The 20245-nt window shown below is 37.2% G+C and carries 17 protein-coding genes; 16 read left to right on the forward strand and 1 reads right to left on the reverse strand.

The genetic code is table 11. The annotated features are described in order from the left end of the window. From CEF22_RS02295 to CEF22_RS02370, 16 genes are all read left to right on the forward strand, one after another. Nucleotides 1-1086 carry a polysaccharide biosynthesis protein gene (locus CEF22_RS02295; RefSeq protein ID WP_100401585.1) on the forward strand — a complete coding sequence of 362 codons (1086 nt, stop codon included), beginning with the start codon at nucleotides 1-3 and terminating at the stop codon, nucleotides 1084-1086. After that, nucleotides 1019-2128 (forward strand): capsular polysaccharide biosynthesis protein CapF, encoded by a 1110-nt coding sequence (locus CEF22_RS02300; protein ID WP_100401586.1) that lies wholly within the window; start codon nucleotides 1019-1021, stop codon nucleotides 2126-2128. The genes CEF22_RS02295 and CEF22_RS02300 overlap by 68 nt, the downstream gene beginning before the upstream one ends. Before the next feature lie 2 nt (nucleotides 2129-2130). After that, complete coding sequence (gene wecB, locus CEF22_RS02305; RefSeq protein ID WP_100401587.1) at nucleotides 2131-3258, forward strand: non-hydrolyzing UDP-N-acetylglucosamine 2-epimerase; 1128 nt, start codon at nucleotides 2131-2133, stop codon at nucleotides 3256-3258. A 1-nt stretch (nucleotide 3259) separates the two neighbouring features. Further along, nucleotides 3260-4474, forward strand: a complete 1215-nt coding sequence (locus CEF22_RS02310) for a glycosyltransferase (protein WP_100401588.1) — start codon at nucleotides 3260-3262, stop codon at nucleotides 4472-4474. A 20-nt stretch (nucleotides 4475-4494) separates the two neighbouring features. After that, nucleotides 4495-5742 (forward strand): O-antigen ligase family protein, encoded by a 1248-nt coding sequence (locus CEF22_RS02315; protein ID WP_100401589.1) that lies wholly within the window; start codon nucleotides 4495-4497, stop codon nucleotides 5740-5742. A 79-nt stretch (nucleotides 5743-5821) separates the two neighbouring features. Continuing rightward, nucleotides 5822-7123, forward strand: a complete 1302-nt coding sequence (locus tag CEF22_RS02320; protein WP_100401590.1) for a glycosyltransferase family 4 protein — start codon at nucleotides 5822-5824, stop codon at nucleotides 7121-7123. Next, on the forward strand, nucleotides 7086-8054 hold the full coding sequence (locus CEF22_RS02325; protein WP_157843138.1) for a glycosyltransferase: 969 nt from the start codon (nucleotides 7086-7088) through the stop codon (nucleotides 8052-8054). The genes CEF22_RS02320 and CEF22_RS02325 overlap by 38 nt, the downstream gene beginning before the upstream one ends. Nucleotides 8055-8059: 5 nt before the next feature. Continuing rightward, entirely contained in the window at nucleotides 8060-9565 is a 1506-nt protein-coding gene (locus CEF22_RS02330) for a lipopolysaccharide biosynthesis protein (protein WP_100403879.1), read from the forward strand. A gap of 25 nt (nucleotides 9566-9590) precedes the next feature. Continuing rightward, complete coding sequence (rfbA, locus tag CEF22_RS02335; RefSeq protein WP_100401592.1) at nucleotides 9591-10460, forward strand: glucose-1-phosphate thymidylyltransferase RfbA; 870 nt, start codon at nucleotides 9591-9593, stop codon at nucleotides 10458-10460. Between the two features lie 6 nt (nucleotides 10461-10466). Then, nucleotides 10467-11540, forward strand: a complete 1074-nt coding sequence (locus CEF22_RS02340) for a DegT/DnrJ/EryC1/StrS family aminotransferase (protein ID WP_100401593.1) — start codon at nucleotides 10467-10469, stop codon at nucleotides 11538-11540. Then, complete coding sequence (gene rfbB, locus CEF22_RS02345) at nucleotides 11541-12584, forward strand: dTDP-glucose 4,6-dehydratase (RefSeq protein WP_100401594.1); 1044 nt, start codon at nucleotides 11541-11543, stop codon at nucleotides 12582-12584. After that, a complete protein-coding gene (galE, locus tag CEF22_RS02350; protein WP_100401595.1) occupies nucleotides 12581-13609 on the forward strand; it encodes a UDP-glucose 4-epimerase GalE in 1029 nt (342 codons plus the stop codon). The genes rfbB and galE overlap by 4 nt, the downstream gene beginning before the upstream one ends. Next, on the forward strand, nucleotides 13596-14984 hold the full coding sequence (locus tag CEF22_RS02355) for a hypothetical protein (RefSeq protein ID WP_100401596.1): 1389 nt from the start codon (nucleotides 13596-13598) through the stop codon (nucleotides 14982-14984). The genes galE and CEF22_RS02355 overlap by 14 nt, the downstream gene beginning before the upstream one ends. Nucleotides 14985-15004: 20 nt before the next feature. Continuing rightward, nucleotides 15005-15742: a 3-deoxy-manno-octulosonate cytidylyltransferase gene (locus CEF22_RS02360; RefSeq protein WP_100401597.1), complete on the forward strand. Its 738-nt coding sequence runs from the start codon at nucleotides 15005-15007 to the stop codon at nucleotides 15740-15742. A 40-nt stretch (nucleotides 15743-15782) separates the two neighbouring features. Continuing rightward, nucleotides 15783-17408, forward strand: a complete 1626-nt coding sequence (locus tag CEF22_RS02365) for an aldolase catalytic domain-containing protein (RefSeq protein ID WP_157843139.1) — start codon at nucleotides 15783-15785, stop codon at nucleotides 17406-17408. After that, nucleotides 17401-18423, forward strand: coding sequence for a sugar kinase (locus tag CEF22_RS02370; RefSeq protein ID WP_100401599.1), 1023 nt, complete (start codon nucleotides 17401-17403; stop codon nucleotides 18421-18423). The genes CEF22_RS02365 and CEF22_RS02370 overlap by 8 nt, the downstream gene beginning before the upstream one ends. 186 nt (nucleotides 18424-18609) lie before the next feature. On the opposite strand, the gene CEF22_RS02375 is transcribed toward CEF22_RS02370, so the two are convergent. Continuing rightward, the gene (locus CEF22_RS02375; RefSeq protein ID WP_100401600.1) at nucleotides 18610-20229 is read right to left on the reverse strand and encodes a zinc ribbon domain-containing protein; all 1620 of its coding nucleotides are present in this window, start codon (nucleotides 20227-20229) and stop codon (nucleotides 18610-18612) included. Nucleotides 20230-20245: the final 16 nt, after the last annotated feature.

A 20245-nucleotide genomic window follows, 5' to 3' on the forward strand; every position in this document is an offset into this window, starting at 1 on the left:
GTGTTTAAAGATAAAACATTAATGATCACTGGTGGCACAGGTTCGTTTGGCCATGCGGTGATGGAACGGTTTTTAGATTCAGATATTCAAGAAATTCGAATTTTTTCTCGTGATGAGAAAAAGCAGGATGATATGAGAAAACGTTATAAAAATGACAAGCTCAAGTTTTATATAGGAGATGTGCGCGACTTAGCTAGTGTGAAAAATGCGATGCATGGTGTCCACTTTATTTTTCATGCAGCGGCTCTAAAGCAGGTACCTTCCTGCGAGTTCTTTCCTCTTGAAGCAGTGAAAACGAATATTATCGGAACGGAAAACGTGCTAACAGCGGCCATCGAATATGGGGTCGAGAAGGTGATTTGTTTATCGACTGATAAAGCCGCTTATCCGATTAATGCGATGGGAATTTCTAAAGCAATGATGGAAAAAGTATTTGTGGCTAAATCGAAAACAGTCTCTCCAGAACGAACGCTAATTTGTGGAACGAGATATGGCAATGTGATGGCTTCTCGCGGTTCTGTCATTCCATTATTTGTTGAGCAGATTAAAAATGGCAAGCCATTGACAGTTACCGACCCAAATATGACGAGGTTTTTAATGAGTTTAGAGGAAGCTGTGGAGCTGGTTGTATTTGCTTTTCATCAGGCGAAAGCAGGGGACATTATGGTGCAAAAATCACCAGCCAGTACAGTCGGCGATTTAGCTCAAGCGCTTAAAGAGTTATTTAACGCTGACAATGAAATTCAAGTCATCGGTACTCGCCACGGTGAAAAGCTATATGAAACACTTCTAACGAGAGAAGAGCATGTCGTAGCGAATGATCTAGAAGGGTTCTTTCGAGTACCTGCTGATCAACGAGATCTCAACTACGATAAGTATTTTGCCAAAGGAAACCAAATGCTCATGATCGCAGAAGAATATAACTCTCATAATACGGAGCGGTTAACTATCGAACAAGTGAAGCAGAAGTTACTGACACTAGAGTTTATCCAAGAAGAATTGAAAGGCTGGGGAAATCATGAAGATACTAGTAACGGGAGCAAACGGGTTTATTGGCAAGAACTTAGTGGCGGAGTTAAAAAATAAGGGCTATACCGAGATTTTCGAATATACGCGTGAAACGGACCCGGCTCTTTTAGACGAATATACTAAGGAATGTGAGTTTGTTTTTCACTTGGCAGGAGTCAATCGACCGCAAGATGACAAAGAATTTATGGAAGGGAACTTCGTTTTCACCGTTAAATTATTGGAATCTTTAAAAAGTAATCATAACTCTGCACCAATCCTTTTTACTTCATCGATCCAAGCGGAAAAAGACAATCCATATGGTCAAAGTAAACGAGCAGCAGAAGCACTTATTTTCGCTCACGGTGACGAAATGAATAGTCCGTTTTACATTTATCGACTACCCAATCTTTTTGGAAAATGGTGCAAGCCTAATTACAACAGCGTCGTCGCTACTTTTTGTCATAATATTGCTAGAGATTTAGAGATTCAAGTGAATGATCCTAGTACGGAGCTGACGTTATGCTACATAGATGATGTGTTGGCCGAATTTTTACGAGCATTAGAAGGAAGGACAACGAGAGAGGAGCCTTTCTGCTATGTACCTGTCACCTATCAAGTCACGCTTGGTGAGCTCGCTGACAAACTGTATGCATTTAAGAAAAATAGAGAAACGCTAGTGATGCCTTCGTTGAAAAATGATTTCGACCGAGCGCTATATGCCACTTTTTTATCGTATTTAGAAGAAGATAATTTTTCTTATAAGCTAAAGAAAAATGTCGATCAACGCGGCTGGCTCGCAGAATTTCTGAAAACAGACAGCATGGGCCAAATTTTTATTTCAAAGACGAAGCCAGGAATTACGAGAGGAAACCACTGGCATCATACGAAGGTAGAGAAGTTCCTTGTCATTCAAGGGGAAGCGCTCATTAAGTTTCGTAAAATTGATGCAGATGAAGTGATCAAGTACAAAGTGGACGGCGAGATTCCAGAGGTCGTTGATATTCCAGCCGGCTACACACATTCGATTGAAAATGTCGGTGACGATGAAGTGATTACGTTATTCTGGGCTTGTGAAATTTTCAATCCTGAACAGCCAGATACGTACTATTTGGAGGTATAGATATGACGAAAATGAAAGTGATGACGATCGTCGGCACAAGGCCGGAAATCATTCGCTTATCAGAAACGATGAAAGCGTGTGAGCGTTATTTTGATCATATTCTCGTCCATACAGGACAAAACTGGGATTATACATTAAATCAAGTGTTCTTTGAAGAGCTAGGCTTGCGTGAGCCGGACTATTACTTAGATGCAGTTGGTGACCATCTTGGAGATACAATGGGCAAGATTATCGCTAAATCGTATGAAGTGTTGGCAAAAGAACGGCCAGATGCCTTACTTATTCTTGGAGATACGAACAGTTGCCTTTCAGCAGTTGCAGCGAAACGGCTGAAAATCCCTATTTTTCATATGGAAGCAGGAAATCGTTGCTTTGATCAAAACGTACCGGAAGAAATTAACCGCAAAATTGTTGACCACGTATCCGATATTAACCTTCCTTATACAGAACATAGTCGCAGGTACTTGCTGTCAGAGGGCATTCGCAAAGAACATATTTTTGTGACCGGATCACCAATGGCTGAAGTATTGCACGAACATATGGCGAGCATTACCGACAGTCCAGTGCTAGACCATTTGAAACTAGAAGCAGGACAATACATTCTAATCTCAGCCCATCGAGAAGAAAATATTGATCACGAAGCGAATTTTTTATCGCTGATGAATGCGATCAATCATATTGCTGAAAAGTACCAGTTGCCCATTATTTATTCCACCCATCCGCGCAGTTGGAAAAAAATTGAGGAGCGGGGATTTAGCTTCCATCCACTCGTCCGCCAATTACGTCCGTTTGGCTTTTTTGACTACAATCAACTACAGCTAAATGCGTTCGCTGTTTTATCTGATAGTGGCACGTTATCAGAAGAATCCGCCATTCTTGGGTTTCCAGGTGTCTTAATTCGCACCTCTACTGAACGTCCAGAAGTACTGGATAAAGGAACGGTTGTGATCGGCGGCATTACAGAGAAAGAAATCGTCCAAGCGGTCGAGCTAAGCCGTGCAATGAGAGAGAACAATGAAAAGACGTATGTGGCCAATGATTATCATGATGAGAACGTGTCGGTGAAGGTTGTGAAGATTATACAGAGTTATACGGGGATGATTAATCGGGATGTTTGGGGGAAGAGGTGAAATGAATATATTATATTTTGGAAGTCTTTGTGACAAAGAATGGTTTGAACAAGTATGTAATAATAACAGAACACCTTCTCGAGTAGCCCAATTCATGTTTGAAACAGCTTTAGTAGAGGGCTTTTCAAAGTATGAAAATATACAGATAGATATACATTATTTATATCAAGAACCATACTATCCAAAAGGAAAATTCCTTAAGTTTAAAGGAGGAACAACAAAATTAAACCAAAAAGATACAGTTAGATATATACCTAGAATCAACTTACCTTTAATTAAAGAATTCTATTCTTTTTTTCAAGGTATGCTTCTTACTACCAACTGGTCAATAAAACAGCGTAAAAATAAGCAGAAGCTAATCTTAACGCCATTTAATTACACGCCGCTATCTTTAGGAATACTTGTGGCTGCTAAGCTATTACGTATTAAGCGAGTGAACATTTTTACAGATATGTCAACTGATATACTGACTTTAAAAAGGCAAAAAGACATGCCATGGTTTAAAAGGATGATACTGCCTCTCTATATGAAATTAGTGAATTTTGTTGAACATCAATATGATGGTTATGTTCTATTTACTGAGCCGATGAATAAAAAAGTGAATCCTAAAAATAAACCTTTCATTGTGATGGAAGGTATTTTTAATAATGATTTGGATTTGTCTGAAGCGCCAAAAAGTAAGGCGGTTATGTATGCAGGAACGCTTGCTTTCGAATATGGAGTGAAGAATATTTTAGATGCATTTGAACAAATTCATGATGATGATTTAGAGCTCTGGTTATTTGGAGATGGGGATATGAGAGAGTACATTGAGCAGCTGTCGATGAGAGACCGAAGAGTTAAATTTTTTGGATTTAAGCCTCGTTCCGAAGTGTTTGAATATGAAAAGCGAGCGACACTATTAATTAATGCGCGAAATCCTGAAGATGAATATACAATGTATTCCTTTCCATCTAAAACTTTTGAGTATATGGTTTCTGGCACACCTTTTCTAACAACAAATTTAAAGTGTATTCCAGAAGAATATCAACATTACCTATATATAGTTGATAAAAATAACAATTTAAAAAATACAATTAATAACATTATTAACAAATCGCCAAGTGAATTAAAAATGAAGGGAGAGGTTGCTAGACAGTTCATTTTAAAAAATAAGAATAGCGCTGTTCAAGCTTCCAAAATTGTTCAGTTGATTCAGCGAGAGGTTCTTAATTAAATATTAAAAAGGAAGATACGATGGAGATCAATGATAAAGACAAGGAAATCGAGAAGGCTACTAGCTTTATATCCATGCTATTAGTGTTTATTCTTATATTCTATAGCAATGAGTCGATGCCCTATCTATTTTATAGTGGTCCAGGAGAAATAATCTACTATCTTTTTTGTATTACAGGAGTCTATTTTTTATATCATATGATTTTTCAAGGTCAAAGGCTAAATGTAGGAAGTACATTTTGGGTGATCATTTTAATCATTTCACTTTTCTCTACTATGCTGGCTAATCAAGATTTTTCCGGGGGTTTTGGGCAGATTATCTTAGCGATAGTGATTGGCTATATGTTTTCTCATATCTTAACAGTCACTCAATTTGTGGGTTCATATGTAAAGGTGATTACTTTATTAGCAACTTATTCTTTATTAGTTACCTACACTTTCAAGCCACTAATATTTCATTTACCAGCTTTTATTGCGCCTGTTATAACGAATGAAGCAGGTATTTCTTTTATAGATATGAGGTTTGCGGTCGTTTTGAATCAACTTGACTATTTAAGGAATTTTGGGATCTTTAGGGAACCTGGTGTTTACCAGTGTTTTCTAAACTTTGCATTAATCTTTGAACTATTTTTTAAAAAGACAAAAATAAGTGTTTTTACAGTCATGATCTTATGCTTGAGCATTGTGACAACCTTTTCGACTCCAGGGTATATTACAGCAATGATTGTGTTAGGAGTCTATTTTTTTGAAACAAAAGACCGGGAGTCCCAAATAGCTCAAGCAAATAAAAAAAAGATTGCTTGGTTTGTTTCTATTTTGGCTGCATCTGGTTTTATTTTCTATTTTATGAGTGATAACTTTTCTTATATGTTTACAAATACTGTAGAAAAATTGACGGAAAAGGAGTCTTCGTATCAAGGAAGAATGGTTGCCATTTTAGCGAATTTTAGCTTTTGGCTAGAACACCCTATTTTTGGTGGTGGGATAAATGCTTTCTCAATTATTAAGAGTCAAATGGAGAAATCTTTTGCTTTTTCGACTACTCATAATACTAGTACAATAGGGGCGCTTTTCTCTACTTTGGGAGCTATATTTTCGTTGATTTTTATCATGGGACTTTACAATTTATTCAGACAGTCTCACCTTTCTAAAATAGGAGCATTTATGATTTTTCTTGCAGTGATGTTGACTATAAATACCCAGTTGCTAAACTACAATGAAATTTTATATGTGTTGGTAGCTTTCGGTATTTCTAAAGTTAAACTATAACAACTTCGAGTAGTTAACTTTTGAGAAATAAAGAGCGCCGAAAGATGAGTTCATAATAGAATTTCTAATGGAGGAACCAATGAATATTTTATGGCTTGTTAATATTCCGTTGCCTGAGGCGAGTCGTTTATTCCAGGAAGAGGTTTTGCCTTTTGGTGGATGGTTAGTCTATGCCTCAGAATCACTTTCGAAGCGTCCCGATGTCAAGCTATCTGTTTCGTTTCCGAGAAATAGAACAGGTGGTGTGCAGGAGGTGAGAGGGGAGAACATTCAGTACTATGCATTTGCGCCTATACAATCACCCGACCAAGTGGAGAGCTTGAAAAAAGTCATTGAACGGTCGAAGCCAGATATTGTCCATATTTTTGGGACGGAATTTGCTCATACGCTTGCGATGGTCAATGTTTGTGAAGCAGCGGGCGTTCAAGTCGTTATTTCTATTCAAGGGCTCGTATCGGTCATTGCAAAGCACTATACATTAGGTTTACCTCATCATGTGCAATACCGCTTTACTGTTAGAGATATACTCAAGCTAGATAATATTAAGCAGCGACAAAAGCGCTTTATCAAGCTTGGCAAGTGGGAAGTAGAGGCAATTCAAAAGGCTGAGCATATTATCGGACGGACGACGTGGGACCGAGCTTGTACATCGTTTATTAATCCAGCGGCTACGTATCATTATTGCAATGAAACGTTAAGAAATGAATTTTATCAGCATGAATGGGATATCGATCATTGTGAGCGGTATTCCATTTTTTTGAGTCAAGGATCGTATCCTATTAAAGGTCTACATTTCGCGATCGAGGCGATGCCACTTGTATTGAAACGTTTTCCTAATGCAAAGCTTTATGTAGGAGGGCATGACATAACAAAGTCCGATACGTGGGTGGCGAAATTAAAGATTTCCTCTTATGGGAAATATATAAAGAAATTAATCGAAAAGTATAACTTGCAACGCCAGGTTATTTTTACTGGGATGTTAAATGAAAAGCAAATGTGTGCCCGGTTTTTGGCATCACATGTGTTTGCGTGTCCTTCCTCTATTGAAAATAGTCCAAACTCATTAGGGGAGGCGATGCTACTTGGTGTGCCTTCTATAGCCTCACATGTTGGAGGGGTGACAGATTTATTAAGTCATCAGGAAGAAGGGTTTGTGTACCCATCGGACGCACCTTATATGTTGGCACATTACATATGTGAAATCTTTGCCGATGATCAGCTGGCGCTACAGCTTTCTAAATATGCGAAAAGAAAAGCAGCAGCTTTGCACAACAGAGAAATGAATGATGAAAGGTTGCTTGAGATCTATTTTCAAATAGCTAGCGTGAAAGGAGATGATTTGGATGAACCCGTTAGTCAGTATTCAGTGCATTACGTATAATCATGAAAATTATATTGCGGATGCCATCGAAAGCTTTATGATGCAGAAGACGAATTTTGAATTTGAAGTCCTCATTGGAGAAGACTGCAGCACGGATCGTACAAGAGAAATTGTAGAAAAATATGTTCGTTTATACCCAGATCACATTCGATTGATTACTTCTGAACATAATGTAGGAGCGAGGCAAAATTTAATCCGCCTTCACGAACAGTCGAGAGGTAAATATGTCGCTTTTTGTGAAGGAGATGATTATTGGATTGATCCATATAAATTGCAAAAGCAAGTTGATTATATGGAAAGTCATCCTGAATGTACATTTTGCTTTACGAATGGTGAAGTGGTAGATGAGAATAAACAGTCACAAGGACGGAGTGTTGTACCTTGGTTGAAAAACAATGTACCCTATTACTACAGAGAAAACCATAAATATTTAGCGGGGGAGCTTGCCTTACTTGGCTATATTCCAACCGCTTCTTTTTTATTCCCTAAGCAGTTAATGGATGATCGTCCTGATTGGTATTTTCGTGTGATCGTCGATGATAATTCCGTAAAACTGATTACGACGAGTCATGGATATGCCTACTTTATAGATGAAAAAATGTGTGCTTATCGCTTCGGATTGTCTAATTCCGCTACGACTAGGTGGAATAAGGAAAATCATACGATAGAAAAGCAAATTCAGCATCATCAATGTTTTATTGACTTATACGATTATTTTAATGAATACTCTAATTTTCAATATGCAGAGGATATTGACCGTGTGAAAAAGATTTTTGAGTTTCAAATTCATGTGTTGAAAGGTGAATTATATGAATTGAAAGCCGAAAGATTCAAAGAAATATTTGACGGCTTAAGTGCAGTAGAAAAGGCGAAAATCTACTCTAGATGTTATTTTCCTCGGATTTACTCTACTTTGCAAAAAGTGAAGTGAAGCTGATGCCCAATGAAAACCAATTAAAAAGAAAAACGATTTTCGGTTTGCTTTGGAGCTTCATGGATATGTTTATGAACCAAGGTGTTCAGATTGTTGTCTTAATGATTCTTGCGAGACTATTATCACCGGAGCATTTTGGTGTGATTGGAATGGTTTTGATCTTTATCAGCATATCTAACGCTATCATCGACAGTGGGTTTACACAAGCACTTGTGCGCGAAACGAATACTACTCAAGAGGATTATTCGACCGTTTTCTTCTTTCAATTGTTGATGGCTATTGTGATGTGTAGTCTTTTAAATAGTTTGGCACCGCTGATTAGCGGTTTTTTTCATGAAGAACAGTTAATACCTATTTTGCGAGTATTGTCGTTTGGATTGATTATTCATTCCTTAGGGATCATTCAACGAATCATTTTGATTAAACAAATTAACTTTCGAACACAAACAAAAATTAATTTGTTATCAGCTGTTGTGGCTAGTATAGTAGCGATTAGTTGTGCCTTCCTAGGGTTTGGCGTTTGGAGTTTAGTGGCGCAAACCTTAACGTTACAAATGATGCAAACGGCGCTGTTATGGTTCTCGAATAAATGGATGCCGTCCTTTGTGTTTAGTCTTCAATCGTTTAAACGGCTGTTTGGCTTTGGTTCTAAGTTATTAATTTCAGGGATAATTGATACTATATATAACCAAGTGTATGCGATGATCATTGGACGGATGTACTCAGCTACTCGTTTGGGATTTTATACAAATGCATCGAAACTTAGTAATGTCATTGTTATTTCCGCAACGAGTGCGTTGCAGCGTGTGACCTATCCCGTTTTAAGTAGTATTCAAGAGGAGGAAGAGCGGCTTAGCTTAGGTTTTCAAAAAATAATCCGAACATCTGCTTATCTTATGTTCCCCGTCATGATTGGATTAATGACGATTGCCGACACGCTTATCCCATTGATTTTTGGAGAACAATGGTTCGAATCGATTATTTATTTTAAATTATTATGTATCGCTGGCATGCTATATCCGTTACATGCGATTAACTTGAATATGCTGCAAGTGAAGGGACGATCTGATCTATTTTTAATACTCGAAATCATTAAAAAAGTATTGATAACGATTTTAATTGCTATTTCACTATTCCTTTCGTTAGGGATTATCGGCTTAATCGGAGCAGCGATTGTAAGCTCGTATTTGTCCTTTTATTTAAATGCTTATTTTTCAGCGCGAGAGATTTCTTATTCTGTTATGGATCAAGTGAAGGATGTATTTCCGATGCTGTTAATTTCAATAGGTATGGGGGGGATTGTATATTTGTTAGGCAGTGTGTTGCCTGATGAGCCACTTCTGAAGCTTGGTGCACAAATTAGTACAGGTGTTGTTCTGTATGTCGCCTTTAGTCGAATGTTTAAAATCAAAGAGCTCGCAATGATTTATGAAATGATAGCGCCCATTGTTCAAGCGATGGTAAGGAAAAAGCCATTTTCTGTCCTTTTAAAAGGCAAAGGGCGTTAAGATGATAATAAGAAAGGTGATTGGAATGAAAGGGATTATATTAGCTGGTGGGAATGGAACAAGGTTAAGTCCGCTTACCCAAGCGATATCTAAGCAACTGTTGCCAGTGTATGATAAACCAATGATTTACTATCCTTTATCTGTCTTGATGTTAGCGGGGATTCGAGAGATTTTGATTATTTCTACACCGAAAGATGCCCCCCTTTTCAAAAGTTTACTAGGGGATGGATCGATTTGGGGCATTGAACTGAAATATGAAGTGCAAGAGCATCCGCGCGGCTTAGCGGATGCTTTTCTTATTGGAGAGGAATTCATTGGTAATGACTCGGTCTGTCTTGTGTTAGGAGATAATATTTTCTATGGTGGAGGATTTTCTCCTGTGTTAAAGCGAGCGGCACAATTGAAAGAAGGGGCGGTTGTGTTTGGCTATCAAGTCACTGACCCTCAACGTTTTGGTGTCGTTGAATTTGATGCTGACCTTAATGCGATATCAATAGAAGAAAAGCCTGCTCAGCCGAAGTCAAATTATGCGGTGACAGGCTTATATTTTTACGATAATCGAGTCGTTGAGATCGCCAAACAGGTGAAACCATCGGACCGAGGGGAGTTAGAGATCACAGATATTAATAAGGAGTACTTAAAGCAGCAACAGTTGAAAGTAGAACTGCTTGGTCGAGGGTTTGCTTGGTTAGATACGGGAACATTTGAAAGCTTACTAGAGGCAGGGCAGTATGTGGAGACGATTGAGAAACGGCAAGGGTTTAAAATCGCTTGTTTAGAAGAGATTAGCTACCGTAATCAATGGATTTCAGCTGAAGAGTTATTGGATATTGCTGCTCAGTATAAAAATGGATATCGCACCTACTTAAATGAATTGGTCACGGGGAGGTTTTGATCGAAGATGATTCCAGTGACGCAATCTTTCTTACCTCCGATGGAAGAGTACAACAAATTCATTTCTAAACTGTGGGATACGAAATGGCTAACCAATAACGGGGAGTTTGTTCAGCGGTTAGAACGTGAGCTAATGACTTACTTGAATGTCCCGGCTCTTCATTTTGTCAATAATGGGACGACGGCACTTCAACTAGCGATCAAATCTCTACAAATAAAGAAGAAAGTGATCACGACTCCGTTTTCGTTTATAGCGACAACTACAGCCGTTTTGTGGGAGGATTGCGAGCCAGTGTTTGTTGACATTGATCCAAAGACGCTGTGTATCGATGCTGGAAAAATAGAAGAAGCAATTACGGATGAAACGGAAGCAATTTTAGCCACGCATGTATTTGGTATTCCTTGTGATGTAGAGAAGATCGAGGAAATTGCTACAAAACACAATCTCAAAGTGATCTATGATGCTGCTCATGCTTTCGGGGTGAAATATAAAGGAACATCCGTGTTGAATTACGGGGACGTATCGACCCTTAGTTTTCATTCGACGAAGTTGTTTCACACAGTGGAAGGTGGAGCGGTCATTCATCATAATGGAGCGGCTTTCGAACAACAGATCAAATTGTTGAGAAGCTTTGGTTTTGTTGGAGAGGACTATCAGTTGGTAGGGACGAACGCTAAAAATTCAGAGCTTCATGCGGCAATGGGGTTGTGTAATTTAAAGTATGTTGATGAGTTGATGATGAAAAGAAAGACTTTATGTGAAGTATACGATCGTTTACTAGAAAATCGAGTGGAAAGGCCGTCCATTTCTAATGATGTTTCTTACAATTATGCTTACTATCCAGTGATGTTTCAAACGGAGCAACAGTTGCTTTCTGTTATGGAGCGACTAAGTCAGAAGCAAATTTATGCAAGGCGATATTTTTATCCATCCTTAAATACGTTGCCCTATTTAAATGCTTCTTGCTCATGTCCGATTTCTGAAGATGTGGCGAAAAGGATAGTATGTTTACCACTTTATCATGAATTAGAAATAGAAGATGTGAAAAAAATAGCGACATGCATATTGGAGAGGGTATAAATGAATGTATTAGTGACAGGCGGTGCCGGGTTTATTGGTTCTAATTTTGTTCAGCATATGTTAAAGCAGCATCGAGATATTCACATCGTAAATTTGGATAAATTAACGTATGCGGGAAGCTTAGAGCATTTGCAGGAGATCATGGATGATCCACGCCATACATTTGTTCATGGTGATATTTGTGATCGCTTCCTAGTGGAGCATTTGTTTGAACAACATCAAATTGACGGGGTCATTCATTTTGCTGCCGAGTCTCATGTCGATCAATCAATTCGTGATCCGAGAAGCTTTGTGGAAACGAATGTGCTAGGTACGTTTAACTTACTGGAAGCGGCTCGAACGTTTTGGATGGAGGGAATTGGTCAGTATAAGCCAGCGTTTCAACAGGCAAGGTTTCACCATATTTCAACAGATGAAGTGTATGGAACGCTTGGGACGGAAGGATTTTTCACAGAGGAGACAGCCTATGCACCGAATAGTCCATATTCGGCGAGCAAAGCTTCCTCCGATATGATGGTAAGGAGTTATTTTCATACGTATGGGATGAATGTCGTGACGACCAACTGCTCGAACAACTACGGACCGAAGCAGCATGAGGAAAAATTAATTCCAACGATCATTCGAAAAGCACTCGCATTACACACCATTCCGATTTATGGAAATGGTCAAAATGTCCGTGATTGGTTGTATGTGCTGGATCATTGTCGGGCGATTGAACGAGTGTTTTTTGCGGGAAAAGCCGGGGAGACATATTTGATTGGTGGCCATTGTGAAAAGACGAATATGGAAATAGCGTTAGCGATTTGTGATATTCTCGATCAAGAACAACCTGTCCAGCTGAATGAGAAGGGAATCACTAGTTATCGGCAGTTGATTTCCTTCGTGGCCGATCGGCCGGGGCATGATTTTCGCTATGCGATTGATGATTCAAAATTGCGAAGAGAGCTAGAGTTTGAGAGAAAGTACTTGTTCGACCAAGGAATAAAAGAAACGATTTCATATTATGTAGAAGCATTTTCTTTGAAAAGAAGTGATTTGAGATGACGATACTTGTGACGGGAGGAGCGGGCTTCATTGGAAGTCATACGGCTCTTTTTTTATTAGAAGCAGGGTATGATGTAGTGATTGTTGATAATCTTTCCAATAGCCGGATCGAAGTGATTGAGCGGTTAGAGAGACTAGTTGGACACCCCATTCCGTTTCGGGCAGTTGATTTGAGGAATGAGCGAGCACTTGAGAAAGTATTTGCGACGTTTTCGATTGAAGCGGTCGTTCACTTTGCTGGGTTGAAGGCTGTTTCTGAATCGGTTGATCGTCCATTATTTTATTACGAGAATAATATCGGCGGAACGATCACGTTATGTAAAGTGATGGATAAATTCGGGGTGCGACGCCTCGTTTTTAGTTCTTCGGCAACCGTGTATGGCATCCCGGAACAAGTTCCGATAGCGGAAGATGTTCCGTTACATTCGACAAATCCATACGGACGAACGAAATTGATGATTGAGGAAATTTTACAGGACGTGTATCGAGCGAATGAGGAGTGGAGTATCGCTTTGCTTCGATATTTTAATCCAATCGGTGCCCATGAAAGTGGGGAGATAGGAGAAGATCCTACAGGTATTCCTAGTAACTTAATGCCCTATATTACGCAGGTAGCGATTGGAGAACGGGAGGCGCTTTCTGTATATGGCGGAGATTATCCTACTTGGGATGGGACCGGCGTCCGTGATTATATCCATGTAAGTGACTTAGCCGCAGGTCACATTAAAGCGTTGGAAAAGGTGAAACGTGTAACAGGCATCGAAGCTTATAACCTCGGAACAGGAAAGGGGTATAGTGTACTTGATGTTGTTAACATGTTTGAAAAGGTTACCGGTGCAACAGTACCGTATCACATTGCTGACCGTCGTTCAGGAGATATTGCCTCGTGTTATGCTGATCCGTCAAAAGCCGAACGAGAACTACACTGGAAAGCTGAAAAAACACTATCGGACATGTGCCGTGATGCATGGAGATGGCAACAACACATTAGTCGTATAGGCGGTATTAAAGATGAAGTTTTATAAAAAAGTAGGTCATTTTATTAAATGTGAGTTCCTAGATGTTGATAACTTATTTAACTCCAATATAAATAAAGAAATTAATAAAGCAGCAATGAAGCAATCAAAGTATTCGAATAAGCTAATTAACGAGCTATTTCTTAGCTACTATAGACCATACATGGCCATATACCAAAGAATAAAGAATATTAATGGGTATGAAATTAATGACGAGATAGGAGCAAAAGATCAAGCCATTCTTTTTTCTATAAATAAAAAATTAGGTTTTAAAAATGTTCAACAAAAAATGAATGTCAACTATTACGTTAAGAACATGAGCTATTTAGTCCTATCTGTATTGAATCTTATTTTCATACCTATAGGGCTTTTGCTGTTTGTGTTTTGTAACTCGCTATTTTCAAAGAAAACAAATATGAAGAATAAAGTGATTTTTGAGAGGACGAAAGCAGCTAGTTCTAAATTCAAGTGGTTTAAAGAAAATTTAGATGCCAGTTTAGTCAGAGAAAAAATTAGATTTAACAATGAGTTTTATTCATCTGTTAAGATCAAGGATTTCTTAAGATTGCTTCCTTTTTTTATTATGAATATCATTCGTGACTACCAATTTATTAGTTACTATTGTAAACAACATCTGGGAGATTCTGTACGTTATTATTTATTTTATTATTATTCAACAAGAGTGCCACACTCTGTACTGTATGAATTCATTTTAGACTGTCTACTTTCTTCAGGAAATGTTACAGAATTTTATTCCGGCAATAACTTAGATAGATATGGCTTGATTGAAGAAAAAATATGTAAGAAAAATAATGTTAAGTTCATAAATATTCCCCATGGGATTGAGTATGGCTTTTCTTTACCGCATATGTTCGTAGGGGATGTATTCTATGCTTACTCTGAAGTAGGTGCAGCATATTTAAATGAACTGTACGATACCGATAAGTTTTTATTCTCTGAGAATGTAACGAGAAGGATCATGTCAAAAAATCATAAAAAATTAACCAGGGATGTGGTCTTCTTCACTGAGGCGTCAGGGATTGAATTAAATCAAAAAATCATTTCAGAAATTGAAAGAATAGTTTTAGATAAAAACATTCAATTTTACGTGAAGCTTCACCCAAGAGATCGAAGAGAAAACTATTCTAATTTAAATATAAAATTTATTGAGGATTTCGACCAGGCCATTACCAATAATATTTGTTTGGCTAGAAAGTCTACTGTGTTATTAGAAGCGATGTATAATGACTCAAAATCGCTCGCTATTTTACTTAATGAATCGGATATATTTGAATTTAATCAATTTCCAAGTTTGCAGGATCCTAAAATCACGAAAATATATAAATTTGAAGAGTTAGAACACATATTAAAAGTAGTTTCTTAATAGAAAAGGGGGAGTTGTAGATGAGGATTATTGGAGTAATACCTGCAAGACATCAATCTTCAAGGTTTCCAGGAAAACCATTAGCTGATATTTCAGGAAAACCAATGATTTGGTGGGTATACAATCAGGCTAAAAAGGTGAAAGAACTAACAGAAGTATACGTGGCAACGGATGACGAACGAATCGAGCGAGTTTGTCATACATTAGGAATGAATGTTGTTATGACATCAGAAGCGCATCAGACAGGAACGGATCGGGTGGGGGAAGTTGCCCGGAAAATTCCAGCTGATTTATATATTAATATTCAAGGGGACGAGCCTTTAATAGAGTCAGACACTATTTCAAAGGCCGTCCTCCCTTTTTTTGAAGATCGCGAGTTGCAAGTGTCTAATTTAATGACGGTCATTAAAGATCCCGTAGAAGTTGTTAATTATACTGTGCCTAAAGTCATTACTAACGATCAAAATATAGGTGTTTTCCTTACGAGAAGTGCCTCGCCTTACCCAAAAGGAAATATAAATTTCCAGTATTATAAACAAGTTTGTGTATATGGATTCACACCAGAGGCGTTATCTTTCTTTTGTCAGACAGATAGAGGGAAAATTGAAAAGATTGAAGATATAGAGATATTAAGGTTTATTGAGAATGGAATAAATGTACAATTTGTTGAGGTTGATTCTGATACTATAGCCGTCGATACACCCAATGATTTGAACAAAGTTAGAGAGTTTGTTGAAGCAAATAATATTACATTGTAGATGCGTCGATTAAGGGAATACAACTGAGGGGATGATAAGTATGAATGTGAAAGTTCTAGATTGTACTCTTCGTGATGGTGGATATATTAATGATTGGAATTTTGGAGAAAAAAACATTAAGAAAATAATTAGTTATCTTACAAGTTCCGAAATCGATATGATCGAATGCGGATACTTAAGCAATAAAGGAATATATGATAGAGACCGGTCTGTTTTTGATTCTATGGATCGATTGAATGAATTCATCCCTAAAAAAAGAAAGAATAGTAAATACGTATGCATGATTAATTATGGTGAATATGACATTGACGATATTCCTCCCTTTAATAGTAATGTGATTGATGGAATTCGTGTAGTTTTTCATATCCATCAAGTAGATGGAGCAATAGAATTTTGTCGCCAACTTGCTAAAAAAGGCTATATGCTCTTTATTCAACCCATGGTTACGATTAATTATACCGATTCAGAATTAATTAAATTAGTTAAAGAAGTGAATGATATTAGTCCATATGCTTTTTATATAGTAGATAGCTTTGGGGTGATGAAAAAGAAGGATTTGCTTCGAATGTTTTACTTGATTGATCATAATTTAAATCATGATATAAAGATAGGTTACCATTCACATAATAATCTCCAATTAGCTTATTCAAATGCTCAATCATTTGTTGAAGTGAATACTCAAAGAACCAGAATTATAGACTCTTCCGTTTTTGGTATGGGCAGAGGAGCTGGAAATCTTAATACAGAATTATTTCTACAATTCCTCAATGATTCACTAGGCACGCAATATAAAATATATCCTCTATTACAAATCATTGATGAGATTTTAAATAGAGTATACTCCATGAATTACTGGGGATACTCATTACCGCACTATTTGTCTGCAGTTAACAACTGTCATCCTAATTATGCATCTTACTTAGCAGAAAAAAATACATTAACCGTTAAATCGATTAGTGAAATACTATTTAATATTTCAGCAGAAAAAAAGTTCAGTTTTGATAAACAGTATATTGAAAACTTATATTTAAGTTATCAAAAACATTATTTTGATGATTCTAATATTATTTTCGAATTAAATAAAAGCTTTAGCGGAAAAAATATTATAGTGATTGCTCCGGGGAGAAGTATAGAGCAGCATCAAGAACAAATTAGGGGTCTAATTCATCACGAAGACACGATTGCCATTAGCGTAAACTTTATACCAGAGCAATTTAATGTGGATTATATTTTTATAAGTAATGAAAAAAGGTTTGATTTATTGGCTCAAAATGAGACAGTAAACTCCAGAAATATGAATGTAATTCTTACCTCTAATATTTATAACAATAGTGCTAAACATATAATTGTTAATTATATGGATTTATTAAATAATACGTCAGCTGTTAAAGATAACTCTACGCTTATGCTTTTGAAGCTTTTAAATAAGCTAAATGTAAAAAAAGTATTTTTAGCTGGGCTTGATGGATATTCCTATGATCATACTCAAAATTATGTGAACAAAGATATGATGTTATCCACGAGTAATCAAGTGATTGAACATTTGAATATAGGAATTGCATCGGTATTAGAAGAGCTAAAGAATGAAATGGATCTAACATTTATTACGCCAACTAAATACCTTCAGTTAAAGGATTGGCAAATGGAGGGAGTTAACAATGGGTAGGATTGTATGCTTTGGGGAGATTATGATGAGACTGAACCCTTCAGGCAATCTTAGATTTTTGCAAGCAGATACATTTCATGTTAGTTATGCAGGAAGTGAGGCAAATGTTGCCGTTTCTTTAGCGAACTTAGGGCTGGTTTCATCATTTGTGTCGAGCGTTCCGGATAATGAAGTTGGTCAAGGAGCCATTCATTCACTTAGAAAATTTGGAGTAGACACTGGTTTTATTAATAGGAGCGGAGAGCGGTTAGGGATATATTTTGTAGAAAAAGGAGCATCACAACGACCATCTAAGGTGATTTATGATAGGAAACATTCCGCAATAGCTACCGCTGTATTGGAGGATTTTCATTGGGGTGAAATATTTCAGGATGCTCAATGGTTCCATTTTTCTGGAATCACACCTGCTTTAAATGAAAATGTAGCTGCTATTTGTTATGAAGCGTGCAAGGAAGCGAAGCGAAGGAATATAAAAGTGAGTTGTGATTTGAATTATAGAAGCAAATTGTGGACTAAGGAACAAGCTTCGAATGTGATGACGAGACTAATGAAGTATGTGGATATTTGCATAGGTAATGAAGAAGACGCAGAAAAGGTGTTTAATATTGAATGCGGTCATTCGGATGAACACTTTCAATCTGTAGATTACGATTCTTATCGATCTGTCGCAGAAATACTTATGGAGAAATTTGATTTCGAGATGGTAGCGTTAACTCTCAGAGAAAGTCTTTCAGCTAATAGAAATTTATGGTCAGGTTTATTATACGATGGAGAACATTATCACCTTTCGAAAAAGTATGATGTAAATATTGTTGATAGATTAGGAGCGGGTGATTCGTTTGCAGCAGGATTAATTTATTCAATCATTAACAGCTTTTCGGGGGAGGAATCAATAAATTTCGCTGTTGCTGCCTCTTGTTTAAAGCATACGATGGAGTATGATTTTAATTTAAGTACTGTCGATGAAATAGAAAATTTAATGAATGGAGATGAGGCTGGGAGAGTTAAAAGATAAAGTAATTGGAGGTCGGACCTCTGTTACTCGATTTTTTCAACGGTTTCAATTGAATTCATAGGGTTACTTGTTCAATCATTATTGATGAACATACTTTTTAAAATAGATATATGATTATGGACGATTTATAATCTAAAAGCCCCTTCCTATGTACTATCACTGACACTAGGAGGGGGCTTTTGTTGTCTATCTTTGTTTATTTGGTAAGTATTTATAAATAGATGTTCCAGCGAAAGCTAAAAGAGCGGCTAAGATAAAGCCAATGATAAATACTTGTAAAGAGCTGACGGCCATTATGAACTCAACTGAATATGATCCTTCGGTATTCTCTGTAATCTCACCCGCTAAATGAATATTACTTGCCGCAGTTAGGAGCGTAGTGAAAATGCTGTAAACTAGACTTAAGACAACAATCGATTTTACGTCTGCATGACCTGACTTTGCAAGTGAGTATCCTGCCCACAAAAGAAACCCAACTGGAATAAGTGCAGCTAGTTGTAAATAAAGATTTACATTGTTCATATCAAATAAAAGTTCGACTGCCATACTGCTAAGAGTTGAATCGTCAAACCCACCAAAAATGGAGTATTTTAATTCGATGCTATTACCTATAGATTCGATTCTCATGGTAATGGGAGAAAGGTGAAGCATACTATAGAGCATTGAAGACCATTGTACGCCGAAATAAGCGACAAACGTCCATGTTTTATCAAGTATGTCACTATCGTTGAATATGTATATTAGTCCTTCTTTCCAGTCATTGAATTTGACACCGAGTAAGATGACGATGGTCATTGCTAATACAGAAAATCCACGAACAAATGCAGAAAACCCTTGATGAATAGCTTGTCCATAAGAAATCAAATGTTCTAAGTGCCTCGTAATATGACGGTAGTTAAAGCTAAATAACATTCCTAGTAAACTAGATACCACTGCGATTCCCCAACCTTTAAAAAAGGCCGCTAAGAAAAAGTAATTCGTGTCAAAGGAGGCATTGATTTTTTCATCCACTTGTTTAACATTTAAATCGTATGAAAAACCACTGAAAAAGGACAAGATCATTAATAATATTCCATAGATTAAGCTAATTCCCATCGCACCCGCAAACAATTGTGCTATGGATGTTTCTTGCGTTTGTCTTCTATAAAAGATCCCTGCTAGAAATAAAGCTAGTATAGGGATAAACATTAAGATAATAAAGGACATATTGAAGTCAAGTTTGCCAACAGTATTGATTTCTTCATAATCACTAAACTCTTTTGCTACTAACTTGTATGTCGGAGTAATTAAATGCGAAGTCATTGCAAAATCGGTAAATCCGAATAGATCGCCAGGCTTTTTTAAGTTTAGCTCTGTTTCATGAGCGATTGACTCAATCATTTCATCTGGAGTTAAGTCAAATGATTCAGTAAACAGAGAGTCGTAGTATTTATTAACTGAAGAAGAAATCAGAAAACTTGCTACTAACATGATTAGAAAAGCACCAACAGCTGGAAGTAACGCTCTTTGGAACAATTGTTTAGAAAAAAGTGATGATAGAGAAAAAGAACGGGTCTGAATAGGAACGACAACGGTTTCAGTTTCTTTAAAGGGTTTTTCTTTAGAGTACGTAAAAAGGGATTGTCCGCAAGAACCACAGTAGTTATCATCACCCGTTGTTTTTTCACCGCACTCAGCACAAAATTCCGCTTCTCTCTTCATAGACTTTAGTCGAGTAAGATTAGATAAATCGCGGAGGGGAGTGCCGTCATTTTGACAATAATTGCTCCAATCAGGATTGGAGGTGCCACATGTTTTACAAAACATTTTTCTTTGCTCCTTT

The sequence above is a fragment of the Bacillus sp. FJAT-42315 genome (genome assembly GCF_002797375.1).
Classification (GTDB): Bacteria; Bacillota; Bacilli; order Bacillales; family Domibacillaceae; genus Bacillus_CE.

Coding starts and splice junctions, on each gene's coding strand:
- CEF22_RS02300 (WP_100401586.1), top strand. CDS start 1,019: ATGAAGATACTAGTAACGGGAGCAAACGGGTTTATTGGCAAGAACTTA.
- wecB (WP_100401587.1), top strand. CDS start 2,131: ATGACGAAAATGAAAGTGATGACGATCGTCGGCACAAGGCCGGAAATC.
- CEF22_RS02310 (WP_100401588.1), top strand. CDS start 3,260: ATGAATATATTATATTTTGGAAGTCTTTGTGACAAAGAATGGTTTGAA.
- CEF22_RS02315 (WP_100401589.1), top strand. CDS start 4,495: ATGGAGATCAATGATAAAGACAAGGAAATCGAGAAGGCTACTAGCTTT.
- CEF22_RS02320 (WP_100401590.1), top strand. CDS start 5,822: ATGAATATTTTATGGCTTGTTAATATTCCGTTGCCTGAGGCGAGTCGT.
- CEF22_RS02325 (WP_157843138.1), top strand. CDS start 7,086: ATGAACCCGTTAGTCAGTATTCAGTGCATTACGTATAATCATGAAAAT.
- CEF22_RS02330 (WP_100403879.1), top strand. CDS start 8,060: ATGCCCAATGAAAACCAATTAAAAAGAAAAACGATTTTCGGTTTGCTT.
- rfbA (WP_100401592.1), top strand. CDS start 9,591: ATGAAAGGGATTATATTAGCTGGTGGGAATGGAACAAGGTTAAGTCCG.
- CEF22_RS02340 (WP_100401593.1), top strand. CDS start 10,467: ATGATTCCAGTGACGCAATCTTTCTTACCTCCGATGGAAGAGTACAAC.
- rfbB (WP_100401594.1), top strand. CDS start 11,541: ATGAATGTATTAGTGACAGGCGGTGCCGGGTTTATTGGTTCTAATTTT.
- galE (WP_100401595.1), top strand. CDS start 12,581: ATGACGATACTTGTGACGGGAGGAGCGGGCTTCATTGGAAGTCATACG.
- CEF22_RS02355 (WP_100401596.1), top strand. CDS start 13,596: ATGAAGTTTTATAAAAAAGTAGGTCATTTTATTAAATGTGAGTTCCTA.
- CEF22_RS02360 (WP_100401597.1), top strand. CDS start 15,005: ATGAGGATTATTGGAGTAATACCTGCAAGACATCAATCTTCAAGGTTT.
- CEF22_RS02365 (WP_157843139.1), top strand. CDS start 15,783: ATGAATGTGAAAGTTCTAGATTGTACTCTTCGTGATGGTGGATATATT.
- CEF22_RS02370 (WP_100401599.1), top strand. CDS start 17,401: ATGGGTAGGATTGTATGCTTTGGGGAGATTATGATGAGACTGAACCCT.
- CEF22_RS02375 (WP_100401600.1), bottom strand. CDS start 20,229: ATGTTTTGTAAAACATGTGGCACCTCCAATCCTGATTGGAGCAATTAT.